Genomic DNA, 16,239 nt, shown 5'->3' with positions numbered 1-16,239 from the left:
ATCCCGTCCCCGGAGGGGTGCATGGCTGTCGGCGGGCCCCGGTACGCTTCAGATATGAGTGCTGCTCCGCGTTCCGACAAGCCGGTGGGCCGGTTCCGGCGCATGTTCGACCGGCTCTCCTCGTCACAGGAGGACCTGGAGTCGGAGGAACTGCGCGAGGACGCCGACACCGCCGGCTGCACCCGTATCGGAGACTGCCAGGACCGGCAGGTCGTGTCGGTAACTGGTACCTTGCGCACGGTCACCCTGCGGCCGCGTGCGGGCGTTCCGGCCCTGGAGGCCGAGCTGTTCGACGGCTCCGCCGCCCTGGACGTGGTGTGGCTGGGCAGACGCTCCATCGTGGGCATAGAGCCGGGGCGCAAGCTCATCGCATCGGGCCGGATCTCGATGAGCCACGGCCGCCGGGTGCTCTTCAACCCGAAATACGAACTGAGACCCCTCGGACGGGAGTAGCCGGTGACGTCGCTCGACAAGCCGACCGAAGAGACGACAGAGGCCGACGACGCCCGGGCGGTGACGGAGGCCGCGCTGTTCGAGGCGTTCGGCGGCGTGCGCGGCATGGTCGAGACGGTGCTGCCCGGCCTGCTCTTCGTCACCATCTTCACGCTCAACAACGACCTGCACATGTCGGCGATCGCGGCCCTGGCCGTGTCCGTGGTGCTGGTCGTGGTCCGGCTGGCGATGAAGGACACCGTCAAGCACGCGTTCAGCGGGGTCTTCGGCGTCGCCTTCGGCGTGGTCTTCGCGATGATGACCGACAACGCCAAGAACTTCTATCTGCCGGGCATGCTCTACACCCTGGGTCTGGCGCTGGCCTACATCGTCACCTCGCTGGCCGGGGTGCCGCTGATCGGCCTGATCCTCGGCCCGGTCTTCAAGGAGAACCTCTCCTGGCGCACCCGCAATCCGGGCCGCAAGAAGGCGTACACGAAGGCCAGCTACGCCTGGGGCTTCATCCTGCTCGCCAAGTCCGCGATCCTCTTCCCGCTGTACTGGTGGGCGGACACGGAGCAGCTCGGCTGGGTCCTGGTCACCCTGAAGATCCCGCCCTTCCTGCTCGCCGTCTGGCTGACCTGGGTCTTCCTGGCCAAGGCGCCGGCCCCCATCGACGTGTTCGCGGAGATGGAGGCGGCGGAGGAGGCCGAGAAGGCGGAGAAGGCCGAGCGGGAACGGCGCGAGCAGGAGGCCGACGGAGCCCTCCCGGGGCCCTCCGGGGCCGAGGGGGAGCCGGCCGACCCACGCGGCGGCAGGCACCGCAAGGCCTGACGCGCAGGACGACGCGCCACGGCGACACGGCGATATGGCGATACGGCGGTGGGGCGCCCGGAGATCTCCGGGCGCCCCACCGCCGTATCGCGCCGTACCGCCCTGCTCAGACCGTGCCGTCCGGCCGTCTGCGGGCCGACAGCAGGTCCTCCAGCTGCTCCTCACGGGCCTGCGCGGCGACGAAGAGCAGTTCGTCGCCCGCCTCCAGGGAGTCCTCCCGGGACGGCGTCAGCACCCGGGTGCCGCGGATGATCGTCACCAGCGAGGTGTCCTCGGGCCACTGGACGTCCCCCACCTGGGTGCCGGCCAGGGCCGACTCCTCCGGCAGCGTCAGTTCGACCAGGTTCGCGTCGCCGTGGCTGAAGCGCAGCAGCCGGACCAGGTCGCCGACGCTCACCGCCTCCTCCACCAGGGCCGACATCAGCCGCGGGGTGGACACGGCGACGTCCACGCCCCAGGACTCGTTGAAGAGCCACTCGTTCTTCGGGTTGTTCACCCGGGCGACGACGCGCGGAACGCCGTACTCCGTCTTGGCCAGCAGGGAGACGACCAGGTTGACCTTGTCGTCGCCCGTCGCGGCGATGACGACGTTGCAGCGCTGGAGCGCCGCCTCGTCCAGCGACGTGATCTCGCACGCGTCGGCGAGCAGCCACTCCGCCATCGGGACGCGCTCGACCGAGATGGCGGTCGGCGCCTTGTCGATGAGCAGGACCTCGTGGCCGTTCTCCAGCAGCTCGCCCGCGATCGAACGGCCGACCGCGCCGGCTCCGGCAATGGCGACCCTCATCAGTGACCGCCCTCCTCTTCGGGACCCTTGGCGAACGCCGCCTCGACCTTGTGGACCTCGTCGGTGCGCATCATCACGTGCACGAGGTCGCCCTCCTGCAGGACGGTCTGCGAGGAGGGCAGGATCGCCTCCCCGAGCCGGGTCACGAACGCGACCCGCACACCCGTCTCCTCCTGGAGCCGGCTGATCTTGTGACCGACCCAGGCCGAGGAGGTGTGCACCTCGGCGAGCTGGACACCGCCGGTGGGGTCGCGCCACAGCGGCTCGGCACCCGAGGGCAGCAGCCGGCGCAGCATCTGGTCGGCCGTCCAACGGACGGTGGCCACGGTGGGAATGCCCAGGCGCTGGTAGACCTCGGCACGGCGAGGGTCGTAGATGCGGGCGGCGACGTTCTCCACGCCGAACATCTCGCGTGCGACGCGGGCGGCGATGATGTTCGAATTGTCGCCGCTGGAGACGGCGGCGAAGGCGCCGGCCTCCTCGACGCCCGCCTCACGCAGGGTGTCCTGGTCGAAGCCGATGCCGGTGACGCGGCGGCCGCCGAACGAGGAACCGAGGCGTCGGAAGGCGGTGGGGTCCCGGTCGATCACGGCGACCGTGTGCCCCTGCTGCTCCAGGGTCTGGGCCAGCGCCGAGCCCACCCGCCCGCAGCCCATGATGACAATGTGCACGGCTCACACCACTCTTCTTCTCAGCCCTCTTACCGGGGTGAACATCCCGTTCATCTTCCTCTTTCGGCTCGACGGGCAAACATCCGCGGCCCCGCTGAGGGCCGCGGGTCACCATCATGCCGGTCCGCCGCCGCCGGACCCCGCCGGGGTGGTTCGTTCGCGTCGTTCAGTTCCGTTGAACCGGAACGCGGTCGCGCCTCAACACATTGACGGTGACGTCACGCTTCGCCGGTCCTGTGTTGAGGCCGGAATCCGATCGTTCGGTGGATGACGGGTCGGACAGCACTTGCCACGATGGACCCCGGCAAGAGAACTGGCCGAGAGCCAGCCAAAGACCGGGCGGCGGCCCTTCGGGGCCGAGAAGGACCGCCGTGGACCAGCACCCCGTCCGCTCACGGGAGTGCGGGGAGCACGCGAGGGCGACCCGGCGCGCCGAGCTGTCCGGCAGCACGCGTGGCAGACCCCTCGGACGATGGATACAACCTGTACAACCTCGGGGGATGTGTGGAAATCAATATATTGGGACCCGTATCGATCAACACGCCGCACAGCGGCGGCGGGATCCGAGCCGGGAAGGTCCGCACGCTGGTGGCGACACTCGCCGTCGACGCGGGCCGCGCCGTGTCGCTCGCGGACCTGGTGGACGAACTCTGGGGGGCGACCCCACCCGACAACGTCCTCAACGCCCTCCAGGCGCACGCCGCGCGCGCCCGGAAGGTGATCAACGAGCGCGCCTGCCCCGAGCGGGCCGGCGGCATCCTGCGCTCCGTGCTCGGCGGCTACCTCCTGGAGATCGACCCGCAGTGCGTGGACGGCAACCGGTTCCTGCGGCTGGTCTCGCAGGGCGCCTCCGTGCTCCCGGCCGACCCGGCGCGCGCCGTCGAACTGCTGGAGGCGGGGCTGCGGCTGTGGCGCGGCCCCGCCCTCATCGACGCGGGTGAGGGCCGGCGCTGCCGGGGCGCGGCGGCCCTGTTCGAGGAGCGCCGGCTCACGGCCCTGGAGGACCTGGCGAGCGCGCTGTTCCTGCTCGGCGGGGAGGCCAGGGCGATCGCCATGCTCCAGCAGCTGGTGGCGCAGCACCCGCTGCGCGAGCGGTTCTGCGAGCTGCTGATGGTCGGCCTCTACCGGGTGGGACGCCAGGGCGACGCGCTGGAGTCGTACCACCTGGCCAGGAAGCGGCTCGACGAGGAGCTGGGCGTCCAGCCGGGCGCGCTGCTGCGCCGACGGCACGCCGAGATCCTCGCCCAGGACCCGGTTCTGAAGGTGCCGTCCACGCTGCGGCGGGAGCCGTACCCGCAGGCCGACAGCAGCCTGCTCACCGCCTGACGGCCCCCTCCGGGCCGGTCGCGGCCGGCGCCCTTGTGAACAGGAACGAGAAGTTGTCAGACAAGGAAACAGTCACGGACAGGGGCGCGTCGCCGGCGGCACCGGCGACGCCCCGCCCCCCGGAACCGATCGCCATCGTCGGCATGTCCGCCCTCCACCCACGCGCCCACGGCATCGAGGAGCTGTGGCGGCTGCTGACCGCCGACGCCGCCCCGCCGTCCGGCGCCGGCACCGACGCGGGATCGGCACCGGCGCCGGCGAGCCTGGGCGACATCGAGGTCGACGTCGCGCGCTTCGGCATCCCGCCGGCCCAGGCAGCCTCCATGGCCCGCCTGCAACTGCTCATGGTGGAGGCGGCCCGCCAGTGCCTCGACGACGCCTCGGGCCCCGGCGGCCTCCCGGCCCGCACGGACGTCGTCGTGGGCACCTGCCTCGGCCTGGACCGGCAGTACGCCAACGCGCTGCGCATCGACGGCGCCCGCTACGCCCGGGACCTGGCGGAGGTCCTCGCGGACGGCTCGTGGCGGGACGACGGTGTCGACCCGAAGCAGGCCGAGCGGGAACTCAACGACGTACTGACCCGCCGGCTCGGCGCCTCCCCGCACGACCGGGTGGGCGAGATGGCCAGTACGATCCCGGCGCGCATCGCGTCCGCCTTCAAGCTGCGCGGACGCACCCTCGCCGTCGAGTCGGCGGACGCCACGTCGTACGTGGCCCTCGCGCACGCCGTGGACAGTCTGCGTGCCGGGCTGACCGACGCCGCGCTGGTCGTGGTGGGGCAACGCGACGAGGGCCGGTTCGCCCGGCGGGCGCTGGCGGCGAAGGGGTTCGCGGCCGGACCGGACGGGACCGGCGACGCCCCGGTACTCGCCGAGGGGCTCGGGGCGCTGCTGCTCAAGCGCCGCTCGACCGCGCGGCGGGACGGCGACCGCGTCTACGCGTCGGTCCTGGACTGCGCGCTGCGGCACGAGGGGCGGCCGGGCACCTTCCGCCACTCGTTGTCGGCCGCATACCGCAGGGCGGTCGCCGAGGCCGCGCACCGTACGGCGGGCGTCGCGCCCGGGTCGGTGGGCCTCGTCGAGGGCGCCGGGCCGGGCACGGACGCGCTGGGGCGCGCCGAGCAGGAGGCGCTGGCCGCGCTCCACGCCGGTGCGCCGCGGGACTCGGTGGCCCTGGGCAGCGTGCAAGACCGGCTGGGCCACACGTTCGCCAACGCGGGGCTCGCCGGTGTCACGAAGGCGGCGCTGGCCCTGCACCACCGCACCGTGCCCCCGGCGCGGACCGGCGCGACCGCCGAGCCGTTCCGGGCACCGCGCACGGCCGAGCCGTGGGAGCCCCCCGCGGACGGCACGCCTCGCCGGGCGGCGGTGCTGGGCGCCTCCCTGACCGGAACGGTCTGCCACGTGCTCCTCGAAGAGCACACCCCGGCTACCACCGGGGCCCCGGAGCCGACCACCGGTTCGCCGGACGACGTCACGACCGGCCCGGGGAATGGTGTCCTGGGCGACCCGGAGGCTGGTGTCCCGGTCGGCCCGGAGGCTGGTGCATCGGTCGGCTCGCAGGCCGGTGCCTTGGTCGGCCCGGCGGATGGTGTCGTGGCCGGCTCGCAAGCTGGTGCGTCGGTGGGCGCGGGGGACGGTGTCCTGGGCGGCCCGGAGGCTGGTGCCTCGGCCGGCTCGCAGGCCGGTGCGTCGGTGGGCTCGGGGGACGGAGTCCCGGCCGGCTCGAAGGCGGCTGTCCCCGACGGCCCGGTCGGTGTGAGGCCCGTGGACGAGGGGGCAGCCGTCGCGTGCGGTGGCGTCGACGCATCCGCGTGCGGTGGCGTCGGTCTGTCGGGAGGCGGCGGGGGCGGCTTCCAGGGTCGCGGGCGTGCCGTTGCGGCCGTACGCGGTGGCGTCGGGGCGCCCGTGCTGCGGGACGGTGCCGGGGCGGCGGTGACCGGTGATGGGGAGCCCGTCGCTGTCGTCGGGTTTGGTGGGCGGTTCGCCGACTCGCCCGACGCGGACGGCTTCTGGCGGACCATGCTCTCCGGGCGGGACCGGATCGGGCCGCTGCCGGCCGAGTCGTTCGACCGGGACCTCTACCACGCCCCGGGCGCGCTCGCCCGCGGCCGCAGTTACACCGACCTGGGCGCGCCCGTCCCGGCGCCGGACGCGCCGCCCGCCGGGCTGCGCATCCCGCCGCACCGGTACGCGGCGATGGACGCGGCCCAGCGCCTCGCTCTCGACGTGGCGACCGAGATGTTCGCCCGTCACGGGCGCCCACCGCACTCGCTCAAGGGCGTCGGCACGGTGGCCGTCGGCAGCAACCTGGGCCTGTCCAGGGAACGCCGGCTGCACACCGGCCTGTGCCTGGACGACCTGGAGGCGGACGTCCGTTCCCTCGCCGCGCTCGGCCGGCTGGGGCCCGACGAGGTCGAGGCGCTGACCAAGCTGGTGCGGGACCGGTTCGCGGATCCGGGCCCGGTCGACCTGCCGACCACCTTCGACGGCAGCGTCGCCAGCGGCATCGCGGCCCTCGTCGCCAACGAACACCGCCTGGACGCCGTACCGGTGGCCGTGGAGGCCGCCTGCGCGTCCTCGCTGGCGGCGCTCGACGTCGCCGTGGGACGGCTGCGCTCCGGCGCCGCCGACTACGCCGTCGCCGGGGGCGTGGAACTGCCCTGCAACGCACGGGACATGGTGCTGTGCTCCGCGCTGGGCCTGCTGTCGCACAGCAGGATCACCCCCTTCGACGCGGCGGCCGACGGCTTCACCCCGGGCGACGGCTGCGCGCTGTTCCTGCTCAAGCGCCTTGCGGACGCCCGGCGCGACGGCGACCCGGTGTTCGGCGTGCTCCGCGCGGTCGGCGCGTCCAACGACACGAAGTCGCTGATCGCACCGGACGCCGACGGCCAGGCCCGCGCGGTGCGCCAGGCCTTCGCCCAGGTGGACTTCGGTCCGGACGACGTGGACTACCTGGAGGCCCACGGCACCGGGACCCGGCTGGGCGACCGGGTGGAGGTGGCCGCCGTCGCGCAGGTGTACGGCACGGGGCGGCGCGGCGCACCGCTGCACATCGGGTCCGCCAAGTCCTTCCTCGGCCACACCTTCGCCGCGGCCGGCGCGGCCGGGCTGCTGCGCACGCTCCAGGCGATGCGGCAGGCGACCCTGCCGCCCAGCGTCAACCTGAGCGAACTCAGCCCCGACCTCGCCCTGGACGCCGTCCCGGCGCGGGTGGCCACCGAGGCCCTGCCCTGGCCCGCGGGGCCCGACCGGCCGCGGCGTGCCGCGGTGAGCGCGTTCGGAACCGGCGGCATCAACTACCACCTGCTCATCGAGGAAGGCACGGACGCAACGCGATGAACTTCGATTTCGAGGCCGGGTTCGACGCCGAGACGGCGGAGATGCGCGACATGGTCGTGCGGTTCGCCCGGCGCGAGCTGGACTCCTCCGGCCGCTTCGCCGACGCCGAGGACTTCCGGCGGCGCTGGCGCCTGGCCGGCAAACAGGGCCTGGTGGGCACCACCGTGCCGGGCGAGTTCGGCGGCAGCGGTCTGGACGCGGTGGCCGCGGCCGCGACGATGGAGGCGCTCGGGTACGGCTGCGCGGACACCGGTTTCGCCTTCTCGGTCGCCGCGCACCTGTTCGCCGCCGTCATGCCGATCGTCGAGTTCGGCACCGAGGAGCAGCGCGCCGCGTGGCTGCCGGCCCTCGCCTCGGGCGAGCGGATCGCCGCGCACGCGATCACCGAGCCGGAGGCCGGGTCGGACGCGCTGCGTCTGCGCACCCGCGCCCGGGCCGTCGACGGCGGCTACGTCCTCAACGGTGCCAAGTGCTTCATCACCAACGCCCCGGTGGCCGACATGTTCGTGGTGCAGGCCGCCACCGACCCGGACGGCGGCTTCTTCGGGCTGACCACCTTCCTTGTCGAGGCGTCCACCCCGGGGCTCACGGTGGGGCAGCCGTACGACAAGGTGGGGCTGCGCGGCTCCCCGACGGCCGACGTCCACTTCGACGACTGCCCCGTCCCGGCCGCGGCGGTACTGGGGGCGGAAGGCGCCGGGGCGAGCATCTTCTCCGGGTCGATGAAGTGGGAGCGCACCTGCCTCTTCGCGGCCTACCTCGGGGCGATGCGCCGGGTGCTGGAGTCCACGGTGGAACACGCCCGGGACCGCGAGCAGTTCGGCTCGCCGATCGGGGAGTTCCAGGCGGTCAGCCACCGCATCGTCGACATGCTGGGCCGCTACGAGGGGGCCAGGCTGATGCTCTACCGCGCGGCGCGGTCACTGGCCGACGGCACGGCGGACGAGATCGGCCCGGCCCTGGCGAAGATCGCGGTCAGCGAGGCCGCCGTGCAACTCGGCCTGGACGCCGTCCAGATACGGGGTGCGCTGGGCGTGCTGGACGGGGAGGCGGAGTCCCTGCTGCGGGACGCGCTGCCCGCCCGGATCTTCTCCGGCACCAACGAGATCCAGAAGAACAACGTCGCGCGAGCGCTGGGCCTGGGGCGCCGGCGTCCCGCGGCACGCCGCTGAGCACAGAGCCAGGGAGAAGCGAGACATGGACGTCATCATCCACCGTATTCGGCTGCACGACGGAGTGGACCCGGCCCGTTTCGAGGCCTGGGTCCGGGACGTCGACTACGCGACCTGTCCCCGACTGCCGAGTGTGCGCGCCTTCGCGGTGCAGCGGGTGAGCACGGAGCGGGACGCTCCATTCCACTACTTCGAGATCATCTCGGTGAGCACACTGGACGCATTCTCCCGGGACATGAAATCGGAAGCCTTTCAGGGCCTGGTCGCCGCATTCGACACGATGGCCTCGGTTGTCGAGGAGATGAGCGGCGAACGCCTGGAACCGGGCTACGCGGCACAGCCCTGACGCGGCGGTCCGCCGGCCAGGCGGAGCCCCGAGGGGCCGAACGGAGACGAGCCGTTCGGCCCCTCGGACATGGGAATCTCAGCGCGTGGGAGAGCCGTAGCCCGGGCAGGTGCCCAGGAGTCCCGACTCGTAGGCGATGGCGACGGCCTGGGCGCGGGTCGCCGCACCCAGTTTGCGCAGGACCCGGTGCACGTGCGACCGGACCGTGGTGGACGAGACGGAAAGGTGCCCGGCCATCTCGGTGTTCGTCTTCCCCTGGGTCAATAAAATAAGTACTTCTGTTTCCCGTGGAGTCAGGTCCGGGCGGAGATTCTTCGGTGCTTTGCTCCGCCAATAGCGCGTCAAGGCCTCCTGGGCCTCTTCCGGGGCGATTATGGCGTTCACTTCGGTGATGGTTTTGATGACGTGCACCAGTTCTTCGACCGAAGTTTCCGCCGACAATACGGCGCGTACTCCGACACGGAGTGCCTCGAATGCGCGATGGGTGTTCTCCGGTTTGCTCAGGAGAATCGTCTTGCCGAGGCGGGCCAGCTCGGTCAGTCTGTCGATGTTGTCCAGCGTCACCAGGGGCGCGACGGCGACCAGGATGTCGGGCCCGGTCTCCGCCGCGGTGCTGAGCGAGCCACGCAAGGTGGTCTCCACCTGCACCTTCAGATGGTGCCGCTCCAGCAGTGCGCGCATTCCCTCGCCCATGATGACGCGGTCGCAGCACACCAGGACACGGGTCGTCATGCGCGGGCTTTCGGACGGGAGGAGGGATCTGAATGGCAGAGATGCTGCGGATCGGGCCCGGCGGTGACAGCTCGGAGCCGGACGCCTTTCTTTGTGATTCCCCCGATATGCGTCATGCGGCCAAACTTAGCACGCTTGTGCGCGCCTGGAGAGGGGCTTGTGATGCCCGGGTGACAGCCTGATACGAATCTGTTTCACCCCGATGAAGATCTTGTCGGGAATCTTGTGAATGCCCCTGGTCGCGTGCCTGTCCGCCTCAGATCTCCACGTGCCCGGCGGCCTCGTCGCGCCGGTGGGAGTGCGGCGCGGGACGCCCGGCGACACCGACCCGGCTCACGAAGAAGGTGCGGCCGCCGGGCAGGGACAGCTCGCGCTCCAGCCGGACGCGCAGGTCCTCGTGCTGGACGACGATGCTGACGGGATGCAGGGACAGCCCGTGCCGGGTCGCCCGCCACCAGTAGTCGGCCAGTCGAGCTCCGCCGCGCAGCAGGTCCGCCCGGGCGGGCGTCCGCTCCGCGAAACCCATCGTCACCACGGTCGGAGTGCGGCGCACGATGTCGGCGAGCCCGGCGGCCAGCACCCGGTGGTAGCCGGCCTTCCCCAGCAGGTGCATGGTGGCCGGCGCCAGCGCACGGCGCATCGCGGCCCGGCGCGGCCGGGACATGGGCCCGAACAGCTGCTCCAGCGTGAACCCGTCCCCCCGCGCGGCGGCGTCCGCGAGGTCCCGGCGCAGGAAGGAGTGGGTCTCCCGCCAGGCGGCACGGTGCCCGAAGTCGAGGCCCGCGTGCCGGGCGACGAACGCCGCGAACGCGCGCAGGTCCCGCCGCTCGGTCAGGTGGCGCAGGCGGACCGCGTCCTTCTCGCCCTCCGGCGAGCCGGTCTGCGCCAGGTCGCGCAGCAGTTCGGCGGAGACCGGCGCCGGCCGGTACGGCCCGCGGTGGGTGCGGCGAGCCAGCGCGGTCTCGCGCAGGTCGTCCAGCCGCTCCTCGGACGGCGTCCCGGGACGCAGCGCCACCACGCACAGCGGCGTCCACGCCGCCGGCCACCCGGCACCGGCCAGAGCACCGGCCCCGGACGCGTTCCCGGACAGGGCCGCGTCCCCGCTCCCGGACCCGCCGTCCCCGTCCAGGGTGCGCACCGCGGCGGCCGTCCAGCCCTGGGCCGCCAGGGCGCGCAGCAGGATTCGCCAGTAGATGCCGCAGCTCACCTCCATCTCGACGGCGTGGGCGGCCAGCGCGGTCAGTTCCCGCTCCCGGTCCAGGGCCAGGACCAGGTACTCGTCCGCGTCCCGGCCGGTCAGGTCCGCCGCCGCCCGGCGCGCCGCCGCGGTCGTGGCACGGGCGAGGCCCCACGGCTGGCAGTTGTGCGAGGAGGGGCTCAGCGCCGCCGTTGCCGCCGCCGCCTCGAGCGCCTGTGCGAACGTGGACACCGGCGCGGCGGCACGGTCCGTGCTGCGGGTGGTCATGACGATCTCCTCTTCGAAGGCCGGGCTCATCGCCCCACGAGGGCCAGGTGGTGGCCGTGGACGGCGCCGGCCCATCCCGTCGGCCGCCGCGTCTCGGCGGTGGGGGCGTGACGCAGCAGCCCGCCCCCGGGCCGCCAGGTGAAGCGGCCGTCCGGCAGCCAGCCGGTCAGCGCCACCTCGCGGGCGTCGACCCGCAGTCCGAAGCCGTAGTACTTGAGCACGGCCTCCTTGCACGTCCAGCGCAGCGCCGTCGGCATGGCCGCCAGCCGTCGGGCGTCCGGTGACGGCGCCCGCGGGTCGCACTCCCCGTCGAGCAAGCCGGCCAGGGTCGGCGGCATCGGCCGGTCGTACTCCAGGTCGACGCCGATCGCGTGCGGTCCGCACACCGCGACCGCGAAGTCCCCCGAGTGCGTCAGACCCACCTCGACCGGCGCGTCCACCACCGGCCTTCCCGCCTGGATGCCCCCGACCACGGTGCGCACCTCCACGGTGCCGGGCGCCCGGTCCACACCCCAGTGCCGCCGGCCGTGCGCGCTGACGGCGTGCTTCAGCGCGAGCCGGCCGGCCAGCCACTCGTGTCTGCGGCGGGGCGCGCGCAGCGTCGCGGCCCGTTCCGCCTCGGCGGGCGTCAGGTACCGCGCGCGAAGCTCGGCGAGGGCCTCCTGGCTCCGCCCGCGCAGCCAGCCGATGGACACCACGGCGAGGGTGAGCCGCCGGGACGCCGGCGTCAGGTGCGTGACGCGCAGCGGCCGGGACACGTCCAGCACCACCTGGTCCGCGAGGCCGTCCGCCGCGCGTGCCGTCGCGGTCTCACCGGGCGACATGACGGGGCAGCAGGAATGGGTAGGGACGGTGCAGCACCTTGTTGTGGACGAAGCGGTCCGCCTTGCGCAGCCGCTGGATCAGCTCCCACATCCGCGCGTCGTCACGGTAGTAGGCCCTGACCTCCTCGGCGTCCAGCGGCCGGTCCAGGCGGGCGTTGGCCTGCTCGAGGAAGCGGGGGACGAGCCACTCCAGCCGCTCCTTGTGCAGGTTGCCGAGGAAGTCGAGGACCACTCCGCGCGGCGTGTAGAACTTGTCGAAGATCGACTTCGTCATCGCCAGCCGCACCACGTCCCGCAGCAGCCACGGCAGGGAGGTGAAGAACAGGGGCACGTCGAGGAGTTCCCGCTCGCGCTCGTCGCGCATCAGCGGGGTCGTCACGTCGAGGTAGACCAACTCGCCGTCGAACTCGATCCAGTTGGACGCCTGCCCGTCCAGCCCCAGCCGGGGCGTGACGGTCGCCTCGACGCGGTCGAGGAACCGCTCGAAGAACCCCTCGCACCAGGCCTCGCCGGCCGTGTGCAGCAGGCGCGAGCACAACCGCTCCTCGGGCAGCGCCTCCTGGACGCAGTAGGCGACGGCCCGGCCGCCCCGCAGCGGCCGGTGCCACATGCGGGTCTCGGCGACCGCGATGCCGCCCTTGTCCAGCCGGGTGATGTAGTCGTCGACCAGCGCCGAGTGCCGGTCCAGCCGCTCCGGGGACGGGAACACCGGCAGCCGCTTGCACGCGAACGCGCCCGTGTCGGTCTCCAGGCGCAGCACCAGCGTCACCTCCCCGTAGCCGAGGATGGTCAGGGCCCGGTCGTCGGTGGTCCGCAGTGCCCGCGTGACCTCGTCCTCAAGGGCGTCGAGCGCGTCGAAGGGTACGGAGAAGGTCATGGCCGGGTCACCGGGCTTCCCGGGACGGGCCGGACGGCGCGGCGACCCGCCCGCCCGGCGACGAGTGGTACCGGTACAGGAGGTAGATCGCGGCGGCGAAGAAGGCGGCGTCCATCACCAGGATCTGCGGGACACTGCTCACCAGGATGATCACGAACATCACCAGCATCAGCAACTGGCCGTAGAGCGCCGCGACCACCAGGCCCCGGCGGTTCCACAGCAGCGCCACGCCCGCCGCGACCATCGCGACGGCGACGAACCACATGACGCCGGTGGGGTGGCTGTCCAGCCAGTCCACGAAGCCGGAGATCACGGTTCCTTGGTTGGCTTCCGAGGCGTCGTCCAGGCGCCCCTCCACCGACTCCAGCTGCGGGAAGAACTTGCCTATCCCCGCAAGGATGTAGAGGGCGCCGACGATGCGCTGGAGGATCAGGTTTCGTCCGGTCACGGGACAGCTTCTTCCGGAGGTTGACGAGGGGCGCCCCGAACGGGGGACGCAGGTGACGGGGTTCGGGGTTCGGTACGGGCTTCGGGCACCGGGTTCGGGAACGGCCGGGGAGGTCCCGGGCGGGCTCTACGGGGAGGCGAAGACCAGGACCGCGTTCTGCCCGCCGAAGCCGAAGGAGTTGCTCATCGCCAGCTCCACCTTCTGCTCCCGCGCGGCGCCGGCGACCACGTCCAGGTCGACGGCGGGGTCCTGCCGCCGGAGGTTCGCGGTCGGCGGGACGGTGGACCGCTCGACGGACAGCACGGTCAGCGCCGCCTCGATGGCACCGGCGGCGCCCAGCGTGTGCCCGAGGACACCCTTGGTCGAGGTGACGGTCGCCCCGTCGCCCAGCAGCCGGCCCAGCACCGCGGCCTCCACCGCGTCGTTGAGCGGCGTCGAGGTTCCGTGCGCGTTCACGTGGTCGATGTCGCGGCCGGTGACGCCCGCCTGGGCCAGGGCCGCCTCCATCGCCCGCTGCGCGCCGGCGCCCTCGGGATCGGGCGCGGTGACGTGGTGGGCGTCGGCCGACGCGCCGTGACCCACGAGCCGGGCGCGGACCGTGGCGCCGCGCGCCTCGGCGTCCGCCGGCCGCTCCAGGACGAGCATGCCGCTGCCCTCACCGATGACGAAGCCGTCCCGGTCGGCGTCGAAGGGCCGGGACGCCGCGGCCGGCTCCTCGGTCCTGCGGGACAGCGCGCCCATCTGCGCGAAGCCCGTGACCATGAGCGGGCTGACCCCCGCCTCGCTGCCACCGGCCACGACGATGTCGCACGTCCCGTCCTGGAGCAGCCGGGCGGCGGTGCCGAGCGCGGTGCCGCCCGAGGCGCACGCGGTCGCGGTCACCAGGTTGGGGCCGAGGGCCCGCAGGTCCATCGCGAGGTGCCCGGCCGCCATGTTGGGCACCAGCATCGGCACCAGCAGCGCGGAGACCGCCTCGGGCCCGCGCTCCAGCAGCCGCCGGTGCTGGGTCTCCCACGTCGACACGCCGCCCAGCCCGCAGCCCACGACCACGCCCACCCGGGCGCCGTCCCAGGTCTGCGGATCGAGGCCGGCGTCGGCCACGGCCTCCCGGGCGGCCACGATCGCCAGCTGCACGAAGCGGTCGTGGACCAGCCTGCTGCGCCGGTCCACGTGGCGCGCCGGGTCCAGGCCCGGCACCGCGCAGGCGATGTCCACGGGCAGTCCGGCGAGCCGCTCGTCCCTGGCTCCCGCCGACTCCCCGCGCACCACCCCCTCCCAGGTGGCGTCGACGCCCAGTCCGGCCGCGGTCACCAGACCGAGCCCGGTCACGGCAACGGAGCGGTCGGTCATGACGCCGTGGCCGCTATCTCGCTGTCGACCAGCGCCACCGCGTGGGAGATGGTGTCGGTCGGGACCGCGGCGTCCTCGCTGATCTTCACACCGAACTCGGACTGGATGACGAGAAGCAGTTCCACGAGGAACAGCGAGTCCATCTCCAGTTCTTCGAAGGTCACGTCCGGACGGATCGCAGCGCGGTCCACCGCGAAACCGTCGACCAGCAGATCAACGAGCCTGTCGTAGGTGGTGCTCATCAGTGTGGTCCGCCTTTCCTGGGTGGATCGGTCGCCGCACGCCGCCCCGGCCCGCCGACGGGGTGGTGCGGGGGCGGCGTGCGGCGACGATGCGACGCTGCGGCAAGTCTGGGGCGGTGCGCTGACGGCTCGCTGACGGCTCGCTGACCCCCGGGCGGTGCGCCTGCCGGGTGGGAGCCGCGGTCAGCGGGACGTCAGCGCCCGGTCAGGGGACCCGGCCAGACTCGGGACGGCCGGGGTGCCCGGGTTACTCCCCGCACCGACCGGCCGGTAAACCGTCCAACACGCGAGGAGCACACACGTGGTTTCCCGTCTCCGTCGCCGCACGTGCCGGCAGACCGCTCACCGGAGCCGCTCCGTGGGCGGTGCCCGGTGAGCCGGGCGTCCGTGGTCGCCGGCATCGGCTCCTGTCTGCCGTCCCGGTGCGTCACCAACGCCGAGCTGGAACGGACCATGGACACCTCGGACGCCTGGATCCGGGCGCGGACGGGCATCGCGCAGCGCTACGTCGCCGAGGACGGCACCCAGACCTCCGACCTGGCGGTGGGCGCCGCCGAGCGGGCGCTGAAGTCCGCGCGTCTGACCCCGGACGCGATCGACGCGGTCATCGTGGCCACCACCACCCCGGACCGGCCCTGCCCGGCGACCGCGCCGACGGTGGCGGCCCGGCTGGGGGCCGGCCCGATCACGGCGTTCGACGTGGCCGCGGTGTGCTCCGGGTTCCTCTACGGGCTCGCCGCGGGCTCCGGTCTGATCGCTTCCGGAGCGGCGGAACGGGTCCTCGTCATCGGCGCGGAGACGTTCTCCCGGATCCTCAACCCCGAGGACCGGTCCACCTCGGTGATCTTCGGTGACGGCGCGGGAGCCGTCGTCCTGCGGGCCGGCGAGGCGGACGAGACCGGTGCCCTCGGCCCGCTGCGGCTGGGCAGCGACGGCACCGGCGTGGACCTGATCACCGTGCCGGCCGGCGGCCCGCCGCGGCCGGGCGAGACGGCAGCGGCCGACTCCGCCGACCGCTACTTCACCATGGAGGGCAAGCGGGTCTTCTGGCTCGCCGTCCAGCGCATGGGCGAGTGCGCGGCGAGCGTGCTCGACCGGGCCGGCTGGCGACTGGAGGACGTGGACTGGCTGGTCAGCCACCAGGCCAACCACCGCATCACCGCACGACTGGCCGACGAGATCGGCATCCCCCGACAGCGCAGCGTCGGCAACATCGCCGAGGTGGGCAACACGGCGGCCGCCTCCATCCCCCTCGCGCTCGACCACGCGCACGCCCAGGGCACCATCCGGCCCGGCGACCGGATCCTGCTCACCGCGTTCGGCGGCGGACTCACCTGGGGCGCCGCCGCACTGACCTGGCCCGCCATCGATCCGGTCTGAGAGCGGCGG

General features: G+C 73.2%; 16 protein-coding genes. 7 read left to right on the top strand and 9 right to left on the bottom strand.

From position 1 onward, the window contains the following. Nucleotides 1–54: 54 nt before the first annotated feature. Both D1J63_RS08810 and D1J63_RS08805 read left to right on the top strand, forming a co-directional pair. A complete protein-coding gene (locus tag D1J63_RS08810; protein WP_076976707.1) occupies nt 55–453 on the top strand; it encodes an OB-fold nucleic acid binding domain-containing protein in 399 nt (132 codons plus the stop codon). 3 nt (nt 454–456) lie between these two features. Next, entirely contained in the window at nt 457–1,266 is an 810-nt protein-coding gene (locus D1J63_RS08805) for a DUF3159 domain-containing protein (RefSeq protein WP_125628476.1), read from the top strand. Between the two features lie 106 nt (nt 1,267–1,372). Here D1J63_RS08805 and D1J63_RS08800 read toward each other — a convergent pair whose 3' ends face one another. Beyond that, entirely contained in the window at nt 1,373–2,053 is a 681-nt protein-coding gene (locus tag D1J63_RS08800) for a TrkA family potassium uptake protein (protein ID WP_031035218.1), read from the bottom strand. Further along, entirely contained in the window at nt 2,053–2,724 is a 672-nt protein-coding gene (locus D1J63_RS08795; protein WP_042821828.1) for a TrkA family potassium uptake protein, read from the bottom strand. Before D1J63_RS08795 ends, D1J63_RS08800 begins: the two co-directional genes overlap by 1 nt. 519 nt (nt 2,725–3,243) lie before the next feature. Between D1J63_RS08795 and D1J63_RS08790 the strand changes: the two genes are divergently transcribed. From D1J63_RS08790 to D1J63_RS08770, 4 genes are read left to right on the top strand one after another with little or no spacing between them, the layout of a single operon-like run. Then, nucleotides 3,244–4,050: a BTAD domain-containing putative transcriptional regulator gene (locus tag D1J63_RS08790; protein WP_206209957.1), complete on the top strand. Its 807-nt coding sequence runs from the start codon at nt 3,244–3,246 to the stop codon at nt 4,048–4,050. A gap of 35 nt (nt 4,051–4,085) precedes the next feature. Continuing rightward, the gene (locus tag D1J63_RS37085) at nt 4,086–7,394 is read left to right on the top strand and encodes a beta-ketoacyl synthase N-terminal-like domain-containing protein (RefSeq protein WP_277601458.1); all 3,309 of its coding nucleotides are present in this window, start codon (nt 4,086–4,088) and stop codon (nt 7,392–7,394) included. Next, nucleotides 7,391–8,566 carry an L-prolyl-[peptidyl-carrier protein] dehydrogenase gene (gene redW, locus D1J63_RS08775; protein WP_125628475.1) on the top strand — a complete coding sequence of 392 codons (1,176 nt, stop codon included), beginning with the start codon at nt 7,391–7,393 and terminating at the stop codon, nt 8,564–8,566. The genes D1J63_RS37085 and redW overlap by 4 nt, the downstream gene beginning before the upstream one ends. Nucleotides 8,567–8,591: 25 nt before the next feature. Continuing rightward, on the top strand, nt 8,592–8,912 hold the full coding sequence (locus D1J63_RS08770) for a RedY protein (protein WP_125628474.1): 321 nt from the start codon (nt 8,592–8,594) through the stop codon (nt 8,910–8,912). Nucleotides 8,913–8,990: 78 nt separating this feature from the next. Here the strand turns inward: D1J63_RS08770 and D1J63_RS08765 are convergent, their stop codons facing one another. From D1J63_RS08765 to D1J63_RS08735, 7 genes are all read right to left on the bottom strand, one after another. After that, nucleotides 8,991–9,644: a response regulator transcription factor gene (locus D1J63_RS08765; RefSeq protein WP_102932193.1), complete on the bottom strand. Its 654-nt coding sequence runs from the start codon at nt 9,642–9,644 to the stop codon at nt 8,991–8,993. Between the two features lie 256 nt (nt 9,645–9,900). Then, nucleotides 9,901–11,109, bottom strand: coding sequence for a RedV protein (locus D1J63_RS08760; protein WP_125628473.1), 1,209 nt, complete (start codon nt 11,107–11,109; stop codon nt 9,901–9,903). Between the two features lie 26 nt (nt 11,110–11,135). Further along, the gene (locus D1J63_RS08755; protein WP_125628472.1) at nt 11,136–11,933 is read right to left on the bottom strand and encodes a 4'-phosphopantetheinyl transferase superfamily protein; all 798 of its coding nucleotides are present in this window, start codon (nt 11,931–11,933) and stop codon (nt 11,136–11,138) included. Then, entirely contained in the window at nt 11,920–12,810 is an 891-nt protein-coding gene (locus tag D1J63_RS08750; protein WP_125628471.1) for a DUF6206 family protein, read from the bottom strand. The genes D1J63_RS08755 and D1J63_RS08750 overlap by 14 nt, the downstream gene beginning before the upstream one ends. Nucleotides 12,811–12,817: 7 nt before the next feature. Then, nucleotides 12,818–13,258: a DUF6041 domain-containing protein gene (locus tag D1J63_RS08745; protein ID WP_125628470.1), complete on the bottom strand. Its 441-nt coding sequence runs from the start codon at nt 13,256–13,258 to the stop codon at nt 12,818–12,820. A gap of 126 nt (nt 13,259–13,384) precedes the next feature. Then, on the bottom strand, nt 13,385–14,608 hold the full coding sequence (locus D1J63_RS08740) for a beta-ketoacyl-[acyl-carrier-protein] synthase family protein (protein ID WP_125628469.1): 1,224 nt from the start codon (nt 14,606–14,608) through the stop codon (nt 13,385–13,387). Then, nucleotides 14,605–14,850: a phosphopantetheine-binding protein gene (locus D1J63_RS08735; RefSeq protein WP_102931542.1), complete on the bottom strand. Its 246-nt coding sequence runs from the start codon at nt 14,848–14,850 to the stop codon at nt 14,605–14,607. Before D1J63_RS08735 ends, D1J63_RS08740 begins: the two co-directional genes overlap by 4 nt. Nucleotides 14,851–15,222: 372 nt before the next feature. Between D1J63_RS08735 and D1J63_RS08730 the strand changes: the two genes are divergently transcribed. Continuing rightward, nucleotides 15,223–16,230 carry a beta-ketoacyl-ACP synthase III gene (locus D1J63_RS08730; protein ID WP_125628468.1) on the top strand — a complete coding sequence of 336 codons (1,008 nt, stop codon included), beginning with the start codon at nt 15,223–15,225 and terminating at the stop codon, nt 16,228–16,230. The last annotated feature ends 9 nt before the right edge of the window (nt 16,231–16,239 follow it).

The organism is Streptomyces sp. KPB2, from assembly GCF_003950055.1.
GTDB lineage: Bacteria > Actinomycetota > Actinomycetes > Streptomycetales > Streptomycetaceae > Streptomyces > Streptomyces salinarius.
The sequence above is the reverse complement of the archived record's forward strand: the minus strand, read 5'-3'. Positions and strand labels throughout refer to the sequence as shown.